This is a genomic window from Nocardia caishijiensis NBRC 108228 (genome assembly GCF_001612825.1).
GTDB lineage: Bacteria > Actinomycetota > Actinomycetes > Mycobacteriales > Mycobacteriaceae > Nocardia > Nocardia caishijiensis.
Map to the genome: position 1 here is coordinate 1 of NZ_BDBE01000031.1, position 16,949 is coordinate 16,949.

General features: G+C 68.1%; 17 protein-coding genes. 10 read left to right on the forward strand and 7 right to left on the reverse strand.

The window, feature by feature from the left end:
* Positions 1 to 420 precede the first annotated feature (420 nt).
* Positions 421 to 1,047, forward strand: coding sequence for a SanA/YdcF family protein (locus NC7_RS15850; RefSeq protein ID WP_236573526.1), 627 nt, complete (start codon positions 421 to 423; stop codon positions 1,045 to 1,047).
* Between the two features lie 12 nt (positions 1,048 to 1,059).
* Here NC7_RS15850 and NC7_RS15855 read toward each other — a convergent pair whose 3' ends face one another.
* Positions 1,060 to 1,698: a hypothetical protein gene (locus NC7_RS15855; protein ID WP_157102030.1), complete on the reverse strand. Its 639-nt coding sequence runs from the start codon at positions 1,696 to 1,698 to the stop codon at positions 1,060 to 1,062.
* Positions 1,699 to 1,806: 108 nt separating this feature from the next.
* Here NC7_RS15855 and NC7_RS15860 point away from each other — a divergent pair, with 108 nt between their 5' ends.
* Both NC7_RS15860 and NC7_RS15865 read left to right on the forward strand, forming a co-directional pair.
* A complete protein-coding gene (locus NC7_RS15860) occupies positions 1,807 to 2,061 on the forward strand; it encodes a hypothetical protein (protein WP_067983800.1) in 255 nt (84 codons plus the stop codon).
* A 78-nt stretch (positions 2,062 to 2,139) separates the two neighbouring features.
* Positions 2,140 to 5,484 (forward strand): DEAD/DEAH box helicase, encoded by a 3,345-nt coding sequence (locus tag NC7_RS15865; protein WP_157102031.1) that lies wholly within the window; start codon positions 2,140 to 2,142, stop codon positions 5,482 to 5,484.
* On the opposite strand, the gene NC7_RS15870 is transcribed toward NC7_RS15865, so the two are convergent.
* The 3 genes from NC7_RS15870 to NC7_RS15880 all read right to left on the reverse strand — a co-directional run bounded on the left by NC7_RS15870 (position 5,466) and on the right by NC7_RS15880 (position 7,701).
* Positions 5,466 to 6,521, reverse strand: a complete 1,056-nt coding sequence (locus NC7_RS15870) for a methyltransferase domain-containing protein (RefSeq protein ID WP_067983803.1) — start codon at positions 6,519 to 6,521, stop codon at positions 5,466 to 5,468. The genes NC7_RS15865 and NC7_RS15870 overlap by 19 nt on opposite strands.
* Positions 6,522 to 7,024: 503 nt before the next feature.
* Positions 7,025 to 7,474 carry a PTS sugar transporter subunit IIA gene (locus tag NC7_RS15875; RefSeq protein ID WP_067983805.1) on the reverse strand — a complete coding sequence of 150 codons (450 nt, stop codon included), beginning with the start codon at positions 7,472 to 7,474 and terminating at the stop codon, positions 7,025 to 7,027.
* A complete protein-coding gene (locus NC7_RS15880) occupies positions 7,471 to 7,701 on the reverse strand; it encodes a PTS sugar transporter subunit IIB (protein WP_067983807.1) in 231 nt (76 codons plus the stop codon). Before NC7_RS15880 ends, NC7_RS15875 begins: the two co-directional genes overlap by 4 nt.
* Positions 7,702 to 7,875: 174 nt before the next feature.
* On the opposite strand from NC7_RS15880, the gene NC7_RS15885 reads away from it, so the two are divergent.
* The 4 genes from NC7_RS15885 to nagB are packed head-to-tail and all read left to right on the forward strand — an operon-like array spanning position 7,876 to position 12,908.
* Positions 7,876 to 9,201, forward strand: coding sequence for a PTS transporter subunit EIIC (locus NC7_RS15885; protein WP_067984089.1), 1,326 nt, complete (start codon positions 7,876 to 7,878; stop codon positions 9,199 to 9,201).
* A 6-nt stretch (positions 9,202 to 9,207) separates the two neighbouring features.
* The gene (gene ptsP / locus NC7_RS15890) at positions 9,208 to 10,872 is read left to right on the forward strand and encodes a phosphoenolpyruvate--protein phosphotransferase (RefSeq protein WP_067983809.1); all 1,665 of its coding nucleotides are present in this window, start codon (positions 9,208 to 9,210) and stop codon (positions 10,870 to 10,872) included.
* A 36-nt stretch (positions 10,873 to 10,908) separates the two neighbouring features.
* Complete coding sequence (locus NC7_RS15895; RefSeq protein ID WP_067983811.1) at positions 10,909 to 12,129, forward strand: N-acetylglucosamine-6-phosphate deacetylase; 1,221 nt, start codon at positions 10,909 to 10,911, stop codon at positions 12,127 to 12,129.
* On the forward strand, positions 12,129 to 12,908 hold the full coding sequence (gene nagB / locus NC7_RS15900; protein ID WP_067983813.1) for a glucosamine-6-phosphate deaminase: 780 nt from the start codon (positions 12,129 to 12,131) through the stop codon (positions 12,906 to 12,908). Before NC7_RS15895 ends, nagB begins: the two co-directional genes overlap by 1 nt.
* A 1-nt stretch (position 12,909) precedes the next feature.
* Here nagB and NC7_RS15905 read toward each other — a convergent pair whose 3' ends face one another.
* Both NC7_RS15905 and NC7_RS15910 read right to left on the reverse strand, forming a co-directional pair.
* Entirely contained in the window at positions 12,910 to 13,551 is a 642-nt protein-coding gene (locus NC7_RS15905) for an HD domain-containing protein (protein WP_067983815.1), read from the reverse strand.
* 71 nt (positions 13,552 to 13,622) lie between these two features.
* The gene (locus NC7_RS15910) at positions 13,623 to 14,288 is read right to left on the reverse strand and encodes a class I SAM-dependent methyltransferase (protein WP_236573528.1); all 666 of its coding nucleotides are present in this window, start codon (positions 14,286 to 14,288) and stop codon (positions 13,623 to 13,625) included.
* Positions 14,289 to 14,386: 98 nt separating this feature from the next.
* On the opposite strand from NC7_RS15910, the gene NC7_RS15915 reads away from it, so the two are divergent.
* Positions 14,387 to 14,968 (forward strand): TetR/AcrR family transcriptional regulator, encoded by a 582-nt coding sequence (locus tag NC7_RS15915; protein WP_067983817.1) that lies wholly within the window; start codon positions 14,387 to 14,389, stop codon positions 14,966 to 14,968.
* Here the strand turns inward: NC7_RS15915 and NC7_RS15920 are convergent.
* The gene (locus tag NC7_RS15920; protein ID WP_067983820.1) at positions 14,901 to 15,197 is read right to left on the reverse strand and encodes a hypothetical protein; all 297 of its coding nucleotides are present in this window, start codon (positions 15,195 to 15,197) and stop codon (positions 14,901 to 14,903) included. The genes NC7_RS15915 and NC7_RS15920 overlap by 68 nt on opposite strands.
* A 133-nt stretch (positions 15,198 to 15,330) precedes the next feature.
* Here NC7_RS15920 and NC7_RS15925 point away from each other — a divergent pair, with 133 nt between their 5' ends.
* Positions 15,331 to 16,284: an NAD(P)H-dependent flavin oxidoreductase gene (locus tag NC7_RS15925; protein WP_067983822.1), complete on the forward strand. Its 954-nt coding sequence runs from the start codon at positions 15,331 to 15,333 to the stop codon at positions 16,282 to 16,284.
* Between the two features lie 42 nt (positions 16,285 to 16,326).
* Positions 16,327 to 16,881, forward strand: coding sequence for a TetR/AcrR family transcriptional regulator (locus NC7_RS15930; protein WP_067983824.1), 555 nt, complete (start codon positions 16,327 to 16,329; stop codon positions 16,879 to 16,881).
* Positions 16,882 to 16,949: the final 68 nt, after the last annotated feature.

Below are 16,949 nucleotides of genomic sequence, written 5' to 3' on the forward strand. Positions count from 1 at the left end.
CAAAAATTTGCTGACATTCAAAATGTCCACTTCCCAACCGGGGGGTATGAGAAGCGGAACCAATAAAATATTGGCACTGACATTCATCGACACACTATTGAGTTCTCAAAGAACACACGCACACACATCCGACCCGACACTCAGTCGAGGTTTCCGTGCGGCAAGGGTTCGTACTGTAGCTCAGAGCTTCGACCGGATGCAAATCCGGAAGAACCCTGAACACATGATCGGTCAGGCGCTCATCGTCCTACCTCGTTTCCCTGTACCGTAGCGGCCCTGTCGGACCAGCTCTTCGGCACCGGGTCGGTGTCCGTGTCGCTCTGACTGGAATAAAGTTACGTGGCTGGAATTCCAATGTCAAATTCCCTAGTCAAGCCGGGTTTCGAAGCACAACAAGAAGCACAACAAAGGGAGGGTCGCGTGTCGAGCGAGGAACGTAGTGGAAAGCGGCGGCTGTTACGTCGCGTCATGAAGGCCGGTGTGGTGTTGGCGAGTGGCGTGGTGTTGGTGACGGTCTGTGCCAATGCGGCCATGTGGATGTTGTCGTCGGGCCATCGCAGTGATGTGGCCGGGGTGCCCGCTGTTCCGGTCGTCATCGTTCCCGGTGCGCGGGTCGCGCCGGATGGGACGCCGATGGCGTATCTGCGGGGACGCCTCGATGTGGCGATCGAGTTGGTGGCGGCGGGGAAGGCCCGCGAGATCCTTCTGTCGGGGGATGCGGGCGGGACGTCGGGCGACGAGATCGCGTCGATGCGGCGCTACCTGCTCGGGCGCGGCGTCGATGCGGGCATCGTCCGCGAGGACGGGGAGGGACTGTCCACCAGGGAGACGTGTGAGCGGGCTCGGTCGATGTTCGGGGTGGACCGCGCGATCATCGTCACCCAGTACCAGCATCTGCCTCGGGCGGTCGCCTTGTGCAGGGCGGCCGACATCGATGCCGAGGGAGTCGTCGCCTACTGCGAGTGCCGACGGGCGACCGAGGTGCGGAACAACGTGCGGGAATGGTTGGCGGCGCCGAAGGCCGTCATCGAGATGATCTTGCGCTGACCACCGACGCGGCTATCCCCGGAACAGCGCGGCGATTCTGGCGCGAAGTGTCGACTTCGGTCGAACAGGTGGCTCGGGGGCAGTCGCGCGATAGGACGACAGGTCGACCCGCTCGTAGACAGGCTCGTAAGGAGAGCCTGCCAGCAGGTTTCGACATCCGCGGCGAACGTCGTCCCATATTTGTGCCGCATCCGAGTATCCCTGCTCCAGGCACATCGACATCTGCGAGAAGTCGTCGGCCAAACTCACCAACTCCGGCACCTCGGGCTCGAAGCGATTCGCCAGCGAGAAGAGTTCGGCGTCGATCACGCGCAGGTGCTCGACGGGGTCGCCTTCGTCGTTCAGGAGCGCGGCGGCATGGCGGGTCGCGCGGCCGAGCCGCACCGACACTTCCCGTTCGGACCAACTCGCGATGTCGAGGAGACCTAGTTCGTTGACCGCCGCGCGGAACAATTCAGAAGCCTCGCGGTCATCGTCGCGGTGCAGGCAGGCGAGTTCGATCAGCGCCGGGGAATCCAGACCTCTGGCCAGGGCCTCGGCGGCGATCATCGTGAGGTCTCGGTCGGGCAGCTCGCCCAGCGCAAACAGGTCTGCGGCCCGGCTCAACTCGTCCATAGGGTTCAGCGTGCGGATTCGACGTTCGGCCGTCAACGGGAATACGGACGCGGTCGAGGTTTCCGTGAACTGGGTTCGGTCAACCCTTTCGTCGGTCCGCGACCGGATGGACCGAATCCGATCACCGCAATTCGAGGAGAACTTGTGCGCATCGTCAAAGCTGTTGGGATCACGCTGGCCGTCGCGGCCGCTACAGCGGTGGGAACTGGTGCGGCAGCCGCGGAGCCGGAGACCGAGGAGAACATCTACATCGACGTCAATGTGCTCGGGTGTTCGGTCGGTGCCGGGCTCGGTGGAGACGTGCTGGTGGCGCTCACCGGCGGAGGCGGGTCGAGCGCGATGGTGAATTCGTCGCTGGCCGCGCGGCTTCGGGCCGCTGGGTGCCTGCCGCGCCGGTAGGACCAGCGCCGATGGTCTCGGCGACGGCGCCGGGACCATCGGGCTGCCGTGCCGGGGCTCGGTCGATCACGTACCGTGGTGCGAGTTGTCAGCATGCTGGCCGACGAAATGGGGTGCATCGTGAACGGGTCCGAGCATGCCGCGCGGCTCGTGCGTTTCTGGCGGACTGTTGAACTGTTCGGTCCCCAACTGGTGCCGGAAGTCGGGGTCTGCCGCGAAACCGGTGCGCTGGTGGTGGAACTCGGTGCCGACGAACCGGCGCCGTGGGAAGACCTCACCGCGCTCCCCGCGCCACAACCTGGTCGAGTATGGCAGTTCGTGGTTTTCGGCGGGCTGTTCGAAGTGGGTCGCGCGCGGGAATCGTTGATGCGCGCCTTCGGACGGGACCGGCTCGAGGCGGACGCGCGACAATCCGGAACCACAGCCACTTTCGCGGTGACATTGAGCGACGACGGCATGGTCGTCGAAGGCTCGGCGACGCTGTCGGGGCTGGCATGGGCGGTGAACCGGCTGCGCTCCCCCGGCCCTGACGACCCCGGTTGGGCCGACGGGTTCGAGCACGATTCCTCGGCATTCACCGCCGCTTTCGACCTCCTGACGACCGAGGCACCGAGCATCGATCCCGAAGCCGACGAGCCCGCCCCTCGGTGGCGGGCCTTGGACGTGGTTGGTCGCGGCGTCGGCGCGTCGCTGATCGCCGCTGGTGCGGACGGAGTCGTGTCGCCGGGACTCGCGGGGATGTCGGCCACCGCGTTCGTGCGCGGGGTCATGGCCGATGCGGAATTCGGAACGCCGCTGGTGAGCGGTCGGGCGTTGCAGACGTTCGCGGGCGATCTGTGTGGGGCGCTGTCGATCCGTTCCGAGCTGCGGGCGGGTGGGGTGCGCGTGGCCTGCGTGCAAGTCGCGGCCAGGGACGCGGACAATGCGGCGGGCGAGGATCGGCTCAACAGTGGGCTCGGTGCGCAGCTGCGTGAACTCGCGGCTGCGGTGGACCGTGGGGATGTCGGTGTGGCGCTGCGGGACTACCTCGCGGCGAGTGAGACGCTGCCTGTCGATGAACGAATCGATGTCCGGCAGCGTCAGGACGTGGTGGTCGAGGGGCTGCTGCCGCAGCGCGTACCGGACGGGCGGTGGCCGGGTGATCCGCTCGTCGCCGGGCAGCAGTTCGCGGTGGATCAGGCGATGACCGAACTTCGCGACGGTGCGGGCATCTTCGCGGTGCACGGTGCACCCGGCACCGGAACGACGACGATGCTGCGGGACCTGCTCGCGGCGATCGTGGTCGACAGGGCCGGGCAGTTGGCCGCTTTCGACGACCCGATGAGTGTGTTCACCGGGATCACGGAACAGGTGCGGGTCGCCAAGAACTACACCGTCGGCGCGCACCGGCTCGCACCCGAGCTGACCGGGTTCGAGGTGGTGCTCGCCACCGGCAGCGACCGGAACGCCGCCGATGTGGTGGCCGAGATACAGGACCTCGACGCCATCGACCCCGACGTGCGGATCAATCACTTCGCCGAGCTCGCCGAATTCGTCAGCGGCGAACCGGCGTGGGGGTTGATCGCCTCGGCGCTCGGCGGGGCGCGGCGCACCTTCGGGGAGCAGTTCTGGTTCGGGGACCGCTTCGCCACCGAACGCAAGGCGCAGGCCGGTTCGGCGGGCATGCTCGATCTGCTCAAACAAGCTGAGGCGGATACGGATTCGGTGCCCGACTGGACCACCGCGGTGCGCGACTTCGAGAGCAGACGCGCGCACGTTCGAACGCTCGCCCAGCAACGTCAGGACGTGGCCGACGCGGTGGCCGAACTGCCGACGATGAACGACGAGCTGCTGTCGATGGCGGCGGAGATCGCCCATGCCGACACGGCGCACGCACAGTGGCGGGAGCAGCATCAGCAGGCCTCGCAGCAGCTGCGCACGGCCCAGGCCGCCCATCATCGGGTGAGCGCGTTGCTCGCCGAACACGGCGGGCAGAAGCCGGGATTCGCGGAGTCGTTGTCCACCGGGTTCCGGGCCGGGCGACGGTGGAGTGCGCGTTCCAACGAACTGTTGCGTGAGCGCCACGATGCCGAGTCGCAGATGCGGCGCAGGCAGAGCGAGGTCGACCACGCACGCGAACAGTGGGCGCAGGCAGCCGAGCACGGACGCATCCTCATCCGCGACCACGTCGCGTTGACCGAGCGCCGGGCGCGCGCACTCGACATCATCGAAACGGCACGGGAGAAATGGTCGGAGACGATCCCCTTCGGTGACGTGGCCGCGGACGACGAACAGTTCCAGCTGTGCAATCCGTGGGCCGACGAGGAGTACTCGACGGCTCGGCGCGAGCTCTTCCTGTCGGCGCTGCGACTGCATCGCGCGCTGCTGCTCAACGCCGCGCCCCGCGTCCGCGACAATCTGATCGTGGCGATCGCGCTGATCCGCGACGAGCTGGCGGTGGCGCCGAAGCCGGAAACCATCGCGGCGGCATGGCAAACGCTGTTCCTCGCGGTGCCGATGCTCACGACCACGTTCACCGCGCTGCCCAGACTGTTCGCCGGACTCGGGCGCGAGGCGCTCGGTTGGTTGTTCGTCGACGACGCCGGTCAGGCCGCGCCACAGGCGGTGGCTGGTGGGCTGTGGCGGGCGCGGCGGGCGGTGATCGTCGGTGATCACCGTCAGCTGGGACCTGTTGTCGCGCTGCCGACCTCGGCGCAGGAGGCGCTGGTCCGCCAGTACGGACTCGACGCGGAGTGGATGCCCGACCTGGCCTCGGCGCGGCAGGCGGCTGATCGTGGCGTTCGATTCGGGACCTGGCTGACACCCGCGGACTACGAGCGACCGGTGTGGGTGGGGACGCCCTTGCGGGTACATCGCCGGAGTGACCTGCCGATTTTCGAGCTGACCCATCGGATCGCCTACGACGACGACCTGCTGGTCTTCGGTACCCCCGGGCGGTCCGAGTTTCCCGGCCACGATCGGTGGATCGACGTGAGATCCGCGCGTGCCGAAGGGAACTGGATCCCGGGTGAAGGTGAGGCGCTCGCCTCGTTGCTCGCGCGGCTGCGCGACGACGGGGTCGCGGCCGACGACATCCGGGTGGTCAGCCCCTTCCGCGACGTCGCCCACGGTGCGCACCGTGTCGCGCGCGAGGTTCTCGGAGCCGAGTTCGCCGCCGCCCAGGTGGGCACGATCCACGGCATGCGTGGCAATTCGGCGGAGGTGGTCGTGCTGGTACTCGGCACGTCACCGGCCGCGGGCGGTTCGCGGCGTTGGGCCGCGACCAATCCGAACGTGCTGAACGCGGCGGTATCGCGGGCTCGGCGGCGGGTGTACGTGATCGGCAACTACCGATTGTGGAGCAGCCAGCGGTATTTCGACGTGCTCGCCCAGCGGTGGCCCGCCGAATCCGATCAGCTGGTCGCTCAGACCGTCAACCGGTAGAAACGCCAGAAGCCGAAATTCTCGATCGGCAGGACGTCGACTCCGGAGAAGCCCGCCTTGTGCGCGTACTCCCCCAACTGCTCGGCGCGCATCACGGTTCCGGTTCCGACCGAGCCGGGATGTGCCATGCCGTCCGGCAGACAGATGAGTAGGCTGAAGCCGTACATCAGGCGGTCGACATCGCTGGCGGGAGAAGTGAACTCCGGGTCGACGGCTTCGTCCATCACGATCACCACGCCGCCGGGGCGCAGCGCGCGGCGCACGGCCGAGAGCACCTCGACCGGGTACGGCATGTCGTGCACGCATTCGAAGGCGAAGACGGCGTCGTAGGTCGATTCGGGGAGGTCGGCGGTGGCGTCGGCGAGGTGGAATTGGACACGATCGGCGAGGTCGGCGGCATTGGTTGTCGCCAGGGCGATCGATGGTGGATCGATGTCGTAGCCGTCGACCCGCAGGTCGGGATAGGCGCGGGCCAGGGCGATCGAGGACCAGCCGCCGCCGGAGCCGATATCGGCCACTCTCGCGCCGGGAGCCGACAGCAGGGCGTGGACGTCGGGGACGGCGGCGAGGTCGGCGGCCAAACGGTGTTCGAACCAGGGACGGTTCATGTCGGCCTGGGATTCGCGGACGTCGGTGCCGTATTCGGACCAGCCGACGCCACCGCCGTCGCGATAGGCGCGCACCAGGGCGGGCAGTTGGACCGCCGCACCGGCCAGCATCCGGGCGAGCGGGGCGAGGTAGTCGAGGCTGTGCGGGTCGGTGAGCACCTCGGCCGCGCCCGGCGGAAGGGCGAACCGACCGTCCGGCGTCACGGTGAGGATGCCGGTGGCTGCCTGCTGTTCGAGCCATTCCTCGGCATACCGGCGGTCACCGCCCGCGCGGGAGGTGAGCTCGCCCGCGTCGGCGGGGCCCGTCGCCAGCGCCGCGTACCAGCCGAGCCGGTCACCCAGATGGATGGCCAGGATGTCGACCGTGCCGAGCGCCGCCTCGAACAATCGCTGCGCGAACTGCTCAGTGGTCTGCTCCACTGCGCTCACTGATGACCTCCCGATTCAAGGCGGACCCGAGCGGCCCGCTGCAAGGAGAACGGACAAGGAAACGTCTCGGTTCACCGCCCGTCCAACGATTCGATCTCGGCACTGTCGGTTGCGGGCTGTTTGCGAGAGGCTGAGCGGAGTTCCCAGGATCGGAGTTGTCATGAGGCCGAGCTCATTTCTCGGACCAGCCGCCTGCGTCGCGATGGCTCTGGCTGTCGTCCTTCCCGCGCAAGCCGGTGCTGATCCCGTCACCGACCTGCTGTGCAACAGCGGATCGAGTCAGTTCTGTCCGCCACCGCCACCACCGTCGCGCGAGTGTCATCCTTCCTACGATCCGTGCGTGCCATTCGCCCCTGATGTCGACTGCGAAGGTGGCAGCGGGAACGGTCCGGCCTACACGGGTCGAGTTCGGGTGATCGGGCCGGATGAGTACGGGCTCGATGCCGATGGAGACGGGATCGGGTGCGAAGCAAGCTGACGTTTCATGGCGTCGGATCGGATTGTCAGGGCGTGTCGAACAGGGGTGCACCGGGTTCAACGGTGGTGTCGATGGTGGTGGGGTCGATGGAGTTCTTCGGGGAGTCCATCACCACGACCGGGCAGATGACGGGGTTGCCGGTGGCGGCGATCTCGGTGGGGTCGAAGGAGACGATGGGGGTGCCTGCCTCGACGGTTGCGCCTTCGGTGGCGTGCAGGGTGAATCCTTCGCCTTTGAGTTTCACGGTGTCGATGCCGAGGTGGACCAGCACGCCGATGCCACCGCCGAAGACGACGAAGGCGTGGGGGTGGAGTTTGAGCAGCTTGCCGGTGATCGGGGCGGTGACGGTGAGCGGGCCGCGGGTGCGGTCGGGGTCGATGGCCACACCGGAGCCGACGAGCTGGTCGGCGAAGACCTGGTCGGGGACCTCCGAGAGCGCGAGGACCCGACCGGCGAGTGGTGCGGCGACCTTCACAGGATGTCCTCGATGTCCTCGGCCAGCGTGTCGGCTTCGGGGCCGACGACGACCTGCACGACCGAGCCCGACTTGAGGACGCCGTGGGCGCCTGCCGCCTTGAGGGCGGCCTCGTCGACCTTGTCGCCGTCGCGCACCTCGGTACGCAAGCGGGTGATGCACGCCTCGATCTCGACGATGTTCTCCGCGCCGCCCAGGCCCTGGAGGATCGCTTCCGCTTTGGTCATGTGTTCTCCCTTTCCGCGGTGACAGCCGGTTCCAGTATGGGAGCCTCGGTTGTGCGCCACGTCATATTTCACGGTTGACATCCGACGGCCACCTGGTCAAACTGACAACTGGTTATGACCGGACAGTACCCGTCAGAGCCACTGGTTCACAACCGCTGGACGAAGAAGGTCGACATGACTGCCGTTACCGACAGCCCCAAGCAAGAATCCAGAACATTCGCGGGATTGCAGCGCCTCGGTCGCAGCTTGATGCTGCCCATCGCCGTGCTTCCCGCGGCGGGCATCCTGTTGCGCCTCGGCCAGGACGACCTGCTCGGCCGCTTCTCCGCGCTGGAGAGCACGGCGTCGGTGATCTCGGCGGCAGGCCAGGCGGTGTTCACCTGGTTGCCGCTGATCTTCGCCGTCGGCATCGCCATCGGCTGGGCCAAGAAGGCCGACGGGTCGACCGCGCTCGCCGCGGTGGTCGGCTACATGGTGATCGACGGGGTGTTCAAGGCGATGTCGCCGGTCGTGCTCGAAGGCAAGACCGATCCCAAGGGCGCGCAGGCACTCATCAACTACGGCGTGCTCGGCGGCATCGTGATGGGTCTGCTCTCGGCGATGCTGTGGCAGCGGTTCTATCGCACGAAGCTGCCCGATTTCCTCGGGTTCTTCAATGGCAGGCGGTTGGTTCCCATCTTGACCGCGGTCACCGGCCTTGTTGTCGGTGTCGCGATGGCGTTCCTGTACCCGGCGTTCAACTCGGCGCTCACCTGGGTGGGTGAGACGGTCGCGGACAACTCGGTGGTCGGCGGCGGCATCTACGGCGCGGCCAACCGGTTGCTGATTCCGACCGGCCTGCACCACATTTTGAACTCCACGGTCTGGTTCCTCGTCGGCGACTACACCGACGCCTCGGGCCAGCTGGTGCGCGGCGATCTGAACCGGTTCTTCGCGGGCGACCCGAGCGCGGGCACGTTCATGACCGGCTTCTTCCCGATCATGATGTTCGCGCTGCCCGCCGCCGCCCTGGCCATCTGGCGCAACGCGCGGCCGTCGCAGAAGAAGCTGGTCGGCGGCATCATGCTCTCCACCGGGCTCACCGCCTTCGTCACCGGCATCACCGAACCGCTCGAGTTCTCGTTCATGTTCGTGGCGTGGCCGCTGTACGTAGTGCACGCGATCCTGACCGGTACGTCGATGGCGCTGGTGAACGCGCTCGGCATCCACGATGGATTCACCTTCTCCGCAGGCGCCATCGACTACCTGCTGAACTTCGGTAAGGCGACCGATGCCTGGCTGCTGATCCCGATCGGGCTCGGGTACGCGCTGGTCTACTACCTGCTGTTCAGCTTCGTGATCAAGAAGTGGAACCTGCGCACACCCGGCCGCGAGGTGGAGACCGATGACGAGGTCCCCGGCGTGGCCGAGGCGCAAGCCGAACCCGTGGTGGCCGACAGCGGCGATACTCGAAGCGATGGGACCGAGACGAAGCTGGACAAGAAGCCGGAAGGTGAGTGACGCTCGATGCCGGAACAGGTGATCCATGGGCTCGGGGTCAGTCCCGGAGTGGTGTGTGGGCCGTGGTTGCGATTCGGTTCGCAGCTTCAGACCTCCGCGCAGGACCCGGTCGGTGGGTCGCCCGACGCGGAACTGGCTCGGGTGAAGGCGGCACTCGCCGGGGTGGCCGACGACATGGCGGCCAGGGCGTCGCGCGTGGACGGTGTTGCGGCGGAGATCCTTTCGATGTCGGCGACGATGGCCCGCGACCCGGGCATCGTCGCCGCCGCCGACAAGGAATTGCGGGCGGGGATGCCGACGGCGCACGCCGTGCACCTGGCCTTCGAGGGGTTCTGCGCCAAACTCGAGGCACTGGGCGGCTACATGGCCGAACGCGCGACCGATCTGCGCGATATCGGCGGGCGAACCATCGCGGTGCTGCTCGGTGAGCCGATGCCGGGCATCCCTGAGCCGGGATTTCCGTTCGTACTCGTCGCACGGGATCTGGCGCCCGCCGACACGGCGATGCTCGGCGGTAGTGATGTGGTCGGACTGCTCACCAGTGAAGGCGGGCCGACCAGTCACACCGCCATCCTGGCGAAATCGCTCGGACTGCCCGCCGTGGTGAGCTGCCCGCGGACCGACGAGCTCGTCGAGGGCGCGCCGATCCTGCTCGACGGTGCGACCGGCGAGGTGGTCATCGACCCCAGCCCCGCACGGCAGCGGGCGGCGGTCGAGCAGGCGGCGGCCGACAAGGCCCGGCTGGCGGCGGCCAGCGGGCCGGGTCACACAGCCGACGGCACCCCGGTGCACCTGCTGGTCAATATCGGCACGGTCGACGACGCGGTGAAGGCCGCCCCGGTCGACAGCGAGGGTGTTGGCCTGTTCCGCACCGAGTTCATGTACCTGGGCAAAGCCTCGGAGCCGTCGCTGGACGAGCAAACCGCCTCGTACACAGCGGTTCTCGAACAGTTCGCCGGGCGGCGCGTCGTCGTGCGCACGCTCGACGCGGGCTCGGACAAGCCGCTGCCGTTCCTCGATCTCGGCACCGAGGAGAACCCGGCACTCGGCGTGCGCGGGTTGCGGATCGGGTCGGTGTTTCCCGACACCCTGGCCACCCAGCTCACGGCGCTGGCTCGGGCGGGTGCGGCGACGGGGGCCGATCTGTGGGTGATGGCACCGATGGTCGCCACTGCCGACGAGGCGGCCGGGTTCGCCGCGCTGGCAAGGGAATCCGGGGTGCGCAAGGTCGGGGCGATGATCGAGATCCCGGCGGCGGCCTTGCGGGCGGCCGATCTGCTGGCGCATCTGGACTTCGTGAGCATCGGGACGAACGACCTCAGCCAATACACCTGCGCCGCGGACCGGATGGCGGGCAGCCTCGCGCAACTTCTCGACCCCTGGCAGCCCGCGGTACTCGACCTCATCGCGATGGTCGGTGCGGCGGGAACAGCGTCGGGCAAGTCGGTCGGAGTGTGCGGCGAGGCGGCGTCGGATCCCCTGCTCGCGCCGGTACTGGTCGGGCTCGGGGTGACGAGTCTGTCGATGTCGGTGCCCGCCCTGCCCGCGGTGCGCGCGGCCCTGGCGGAGATCGATATCCAGCGATGCCAGGAAGCGGCCGACGCGGCGTGCGCGGCGCGGGGGCCACAGATCGCGCGCGAGGTGGTCGCGGCGATCGTCGGACGGGTATGAGGTGCTGACAGCGGGGAAAGGACGAGGTGGGTCGGCATGACGATCGTGCGGGGCCGCATCGTCGGTGCTGCCGATGGTGAGATCGTCGACGGTGTAGTCGAATTCGCCGGTTCGACGATCAGCTGGGTCGGCCCTTCGGCGGAACATCCACGCCCGCAGGACCTTCCAGCGGCCACGGACGAGCTGGTGCTGCCCGGGCTGATCGACCTGCACTGTCACGGTGGGGCGGGCTTCGGTTTTCCCAATGCCGATGAGGCGGGTGCGCGGATCGCGGCGGCGCACCATCGCGCGCACGGCACGACGGGCTTGCTGGGCAGCCTGGTGTCGGCCGCGCCGCAGGTATTGGTCGAGCAGGCGGCGATGCTCGCGGACCTGGTGGACAGCGGGGACCTGCTCGGGGTTCATCTCGAGGGTCCGTTCCTCAACGCGGTGCGGTGCGGGGCGCAGGACGCGGCAGCGATCGTTCCCGGTGATCCGGCCCTGTTCGAGCGGGTCTACCGGGCATCGCGTGGCACCGTTCGATCGATGACGTTGGCGCCCGAGACCGCGCACTTCGGCGAGCTGGTCACCGCCATGCGCGAATACGGAGTGCTGCCGAGCCTCGGCCACACTGATGCCGATGCGGCGACGACCGCGGCTCGAATCGCCGAGTCCATCCGCGCTGCCGGAACGACCGCCGCTCGGAAGGCCGACAGCACCGCGCGGACCGGCGGTGCGCCGATCACCGCCACGCATTTGTTCAACGGTATGCCCGAACTGCATCACCGCAGGCCGGGGCCCGTCGCCGCCTGCTTGGCGGCGGCCGGACGCGGTGAGATGGTGGTCGAATTGATCGCCGACGGAGTACATCTGGCGCCGGAGACCCTGGCGATGGTGTTCGACACGGTCGGTGCCGACCAGATCGCCCTGGTCTCGGACGCGATGGCGGCCGCCGGGATGACCGACGGCGACTATCGGCTGGGCGCCCTGGATGTCGAAGTGCGGCACGGAATTGCGCGACTCGCCTGCGAGAACGGTGTCCCCGGAGCCATCGCGGGCGGCACGTCGACGCTGCTCGAGGTCGTGCGGTGGTCGGTGGAGCATGCGGGTATCCCTCTCGTCGATGCGGTCAGGGCGGCCACGCGCACGCCTGCGCGGGTGCTCGGGCTGGCGGCCGAGCGCGGCACGTTGACGGTCGGGGCGCGCGCCGACCTGCTCGTGATCGATCGGCAATGGCAGGTGCGGCGGGTGTTCGTCGCCGGAACGGAAGGAAGCTGATGGAAATCGTGATCCGCGCGGGCGAACACGGCGTGGCCACCACGGTCGCCGACATCGTCGGCGGCTATGTGCGCCAGGGCAACGCGATCCTCGGCCTGGCCACCGGGTCGTCGCCGCTGGGCAGCTACCGGGAACTGGCGCGCCGCTGTCGCGACGGCGAACTGGACTTCACCACGGCCAGCGGGTTTCTGCTCGACGAGTACGTCGGGCTGCCGAAAAGCCATCCGCAGTCGTATTTCTCGGTGATCCGGTCGGAATTCGTCGATCATGTGAACCTCGATCCTGCGCGTGTATTGAGCCCGAACGGGGAAGCCGGTGACATCGCGGGTGAGGGCAGGCGGTACGACGCCGCCATCGCCGCCGCGGGTGGGGTGGACGTGCAGTTGCTCGGTATCGGCACCGACGGGCACATCGGTTTCAACGAGCCCGGTTCGTCGCTGACCTCACGGACGAGGGTGAAGACACTCACCGAACAGACCCGCCGCGACAATGCCCGGTTCTTCGACAGCCCCGACGACGTTCCGCACCATGTCCTCACCCAGGGACTCGGCACCATCCGCGAAGCCGGGCACCTGGTGATGATCGCGCTCGGCGCGGGCAAAGCCGACGCCATCGCGGCCGCCGCCGAGGGACCGCTGTCGGCGTTCTGCCCGGCTTCGGTGATGCAGTGGCATCCGCATGTCACCGTGGTGATCGACGAAGCCGCCGCGAGCAAGCTGAAGCTGGCCGACTACTACCGCTACGCGCTCGCGAACAAGCCTGTGTGGCAGTCGTTCTGAGTCAGGAGCGTTCGGCCAGAATGCGTTCGGCTTCGCCGGGGTCGCATTCGAAGGCGGCGCGCACGGCGTCGACCGCCTTCACGTGTTCACCCGCCGCGACGAGCCGGTCGATCTCGGCCCACTGCGCGGAGGGTGCGGCCACCGTAGGGTCCAGTCGGCGGTCGAGACGAGCCCACATGCGCGCGACGGTCGGGTCGTCGGCGAGCAATCCGCCGAGATGTGCGGTGAAGGTGGGATGTTCGGTGCGGTACATGCCCATCCAACTGGAGGCGGGCGGGCTCGCCTCGGCATTGGCCGTGCGGTCGGCGAGCTTGAGGATCACCGCGCGCGGGTGGGCGGCGATCTTGGTGTAGGCGTCGAGGTTTCGGGACTTGCGGTCGGGGCCGACGCCGGTGACCGCCCAGACGAGGTCGAGAACCGCACGGCCGAAACGGGATTCGACCTCCTCGGCGGTGACGGGGGTGTCCTCGATGATGTCGTGGAGCCAGGCGGCCACCGCGAGGTCGCCGCCGAAACCGAAGTCGTCGAGCACCGCACGCACGGCAGTGAGGTGCGTGATGTAGGGCAGCTCCCCGTACCGCTGGTCGCCGTGCGCCGCGACGGCGAATTCCCGTGCCTGCGCTTCGCGCTGATCGAACTCCATGCCACACCCCCGTGCTCGATTGCGAACCTGTTGCCCCGACCCTAGCCGAGGGCACCGACAAGTCGAGCCGATCAGTGCGCAGCGGTCCCGGAGACCGGCTTCACACCGGTGAGAATGCCGGTCTGGTACCGGCTTCGGGTGTAGGCGAGATCGGTGAAACCGGTCGCTGTCAAGTGCTCGCGGTAGCGGCGGATGTCGACCGCCTCGAAGTCGCCGAACAGCGGTCCGAGCAGTCTGCGCATCCGGGGTGACGGTGCGGCATCAGCCAGCAGCAACCTGCCACCGGGGCGCAGGACACGCCACATCTGTGTCAGCGCCTCCCCCCGATGTTGTTCCGGGATGTGGTGCATGACGAAGGTACTGGTCACCACGTCGAATTCGCCGTCCTCGAAGGGCAACCGTTGTGCGGGGCCCTGTTCATAGCGGTGATGCGGCATGCGATCGCGCCGCCGGTTGTCATCGATCGCTGCCGCCGACGGATCGACTCCGACGGCGGCGCCTGCCGAGCCGGTCACCGCACCGAGGACGCGCACCAATTTCCCCGGCCCACACCCGATGTCGAGCACACGGTCCCCCGGCCCGACACCCGAGGCAGTGACCAGTTCCGTCAGCAACGCGCGATGCCTGCCGAGGAAGAACACGCTCGTGAACACGTTGTAGCGCCGCAGTCCCGCGATGAGCAGACCGGTGTCGCCGTCGTCGACGAACATGGGGGTGAGAAGCTGATTTCCTGTCATGAACCCATGGTCGGGCGAGGTAGCGGCGTCGACCAGGCGCAAGATGGGCGGATCTGTCCGTTTCCGCACAGATCCGGGGAATTCGTCCGGGAGGAACGTTGTCCGAGCACACCGATCGCCGGGTTCGGCGCACCCGTGACGCCCTGCATCGCGCGCTGATCGAGCTCATGATCGAGCGCGGGTACGAGCGGGTGACGGTGAGCGACATCATCGAGCGCGCCGACGTCGGCCGGTCCACCTTCTACGCGCACTACCGCGACAAGGACGACCTACTGCTGGTGAGCTGCACCGAATTTCTGCGCCGCGAGATCGCGCACACCGCCGACACGTTCTCCCCACTCGGTTCGCTGCGCGTACTGTTCCAGCTCGCAGGCCGATATCCCGAGGTGTATCGGCCGCTGGTCGGGCCGAAGGCGGCGACCGGCGTGATACACGCCTACCGGCGCGGTGTGGCGCAGCTGATCGCCGAACTGTTCGACGAGTGGCCGACGACCACCGTCGCCTTCGTGTCCTGGGGACTGATCGGCCTGATCGCGGAGATCATCGACCCGGCCGATCCGCTGCCCGCCGGGCAGGCGTGGCAGCAGTTCGAAAGGCTGGCGGCGCACGGGATCAGGGGCGGCGCAGATCCGGCCACGGCGGACGGCGCAGCAGGGCGAGCGCCAGGATCACACCGGTGAGCAGGCCGATCCACTCCCCCAGCTGAGCGATGCGATTCGCGTCGACAGCCGGTGACCAGTGCGCTCGGCCCTCGTGGATGACGAAGACGCCGACGGGCCGCGCGGGCCTGCCGAATCCGCCGCCGCGAGCGACCGTGATGACGGTCGCGCCGTCGGCTGTGTCGGTCGGCTCGCCGAAGACCGTCGGCGCTTCGGTGATGGCCTGTTCCAGTCGGTCCCTGATCGTCATCCGAACCCCCGTTGTGTCGATGTGGCAATGCCGTCGAACATACGCGCCATGACCGACAGCTCGCCTTCGTTCGGGCTGTCATGATGGGAACTGCCGTGCCCGGCGCCCGCCCGGGCCGAGAGGAGCCGCGCCGATGACCCCCGATCCGGTCCTGTCCACCGCATGGTCGCGCTCGCTGGGTCTGCGGATCCCGATCGTGAACGCGCCGATGGGCGGGGCGGCGGGTGGACGGCTGGCGGCCGCGGTCACCGAGGCGGGTGGGCTCGGCATGATCGGGATGGGCAGTGCCGGATCGGCGCGGGCCTTGCGCCACGAACTCGATGAAGCGAACGGCGCCGCGGTGGGGATCGGCCTGGTCGACTGGGTGCGTACCCGCGAAACCGACCTGCTCGACACCGCTGTCGCGGCTCGGCCACGCGCGCTGTCGATCAGTTTCGGTACCGATTTCTCCTGGGTGCCCGAGGTGCGCGCGGCGGGCATCCTGGCCGTCACGCAGGTCTACGACGTGCCCGGCGCTCATCGAGCGCAGGAGGCGGGGGTCGACGTGATCGTCGCGCGCGGGAGCGAAGGCGGCGGGCACGGTGCCGACCGGCTGGCACTCATGCCGTTGCTCGACGCGGTGCTCGAGATCGCCACCGTGCCGGTGCTCGCCGCGGGCGGCATCGGGTCGGGGCGCACACTGGCCGCGGTGCTGGCGGCCGGAGCCTCCGGGGCCTGGCTCGGGACGTGCCTGGCCGCGGCCGAGGAGTCACTGCTCGGTGAGAACGCGCGGCGGGCCATGCTCGCCGCCGACTCGACCAGCACCGTGGTGACCACCGAATTCGACGAGGCACTCGATCTGCCGTGGCCACCGATCTATCCGGCGCGAGTGCTGCGCAACGAATTCACCGACCCGTGGACCAGGGCCGAAGGCGATGAGAACCCGCCCGGCGTCGACGATCTGCGCGCGGCCGTCGCGGCCGACGACCCACGGATCGCACCGGTCGACGCGGGCCAGGGAGTCGGGCTGGTCGCACATGTCGAACCGGCCGCCGAGACCATCGCCCGCCTCTGCACGGAGGCTTCCGATCTGCTGACGGCGAGCTGACCACCCCTTGCGGAAATATGACGACCGGTCTAGCTTTGTCTCGTGGGCGCAAAAGGAGCCGAGACCCGGTGCAAACTGATCAGGACCACCCGGTCGCTGATCGAATCGCGCGGCTACTTCGGCACCGGCCTGAAGCAGATCGTCGAGGACAGCGGCGCCCCGCGCGGGTCGTTGTACTTCCACTTCCCCGGCGGCAAGGATGAACTGATCTCGGCTGCCCTCACCGACAGCGGGACCGAGATGGCGCAGATCATCCGCACCATCGAGGCCTCCGACGCACGGGAATTCGCGCACACCATGCTCACCCTGCTCGGCGACCAGCTCGAAGCCTCCAACTGGACGATCGGCTGTCCGGTCGCGGCGGTGGCCCTCGATACGGCGTCGACCAATGACGTTGTGCGACAGACCTGCTCGACCGCGTATCACCTCTGGGAGGACGCCATTCGGGAGCGGCTGGCAGGCTTCGACCACCCCGAGCCGGAACGTCTCGCCACCGTGGCGCTCGCGCTGATCGAGGGCGGGCTGGTACTCGCGAGAGCACACCATGATCGTCGGCCCCTCGATCGACTGGCCGACACCATCGATCTCCTCTTCTGACCCCACCGACGCCACAGTCGGGTCTTCTCTCACCATAAAATATGCCAATCGGTCTACTGAAAGTAGGA

Coding starts and splice junctions, on each gene's coding strand:
- NC7_RS15880 (WP_067983807.1), bottom strand. CDS start 7,701: ATGACCAAAGCGGAAGCGATCCTCCAGGGCCTGGGCGGCGCGGAGAAC.
- NC7_RS15885 (WP_067984089.1), top strand. CDS start 7,876: ATGACTGCCGTTACCGACAGCCCCAAGCAAGAATCCAGAACATTCGCG.
- ptsP (WP_067983809.1), top strand. CDS start 9,208: ATGCCGGAACAGGTGATCCATGGGCTCGGGGTCAGTCCCGGAGTGGTG.
- NC7_RS15895 (WP_067983811.1), top strand. CDS start 10,909: ATGACGATCGTGCGGGGCCGCATCGTCGGTGCTGCCGATGGTGAGATC.
- nagB (WP_067983813.1), top strand. CDS start 12,129: ATGGAAATCGTGATCCGCGCGGGCGAACACGGCGTGGCCACCACGGTC.
- NC7_RS15905 (WP_067983815.1), bottom strand. CDS start 13,551: ATGGAGTTCGATCAGCGCGAAGCGCAGGCACGGGAATTCGCCGTCGCG.
- NC7_RS15910 (WP_236573528.1), bottom strand. CDS start 14,288: ATGACAGGAAATCAGCTTCTCACCCCCATGTTCGTCGACGACGGCGAC.
- NC7_RS15920 (WP_067983820.1), bottom strand. CDS start 15,197: ATGACGATCAGGGACCGACTGGAACAGGCCATCACCGAAGCGCCGACG.
- NC7_RS15925 (WP_067983822.1), top strand. CDS start 15,331: ATGACCCCCGATCCGGTCCTGTCCACCGCATGGTCGCGCTCGCTGGGT.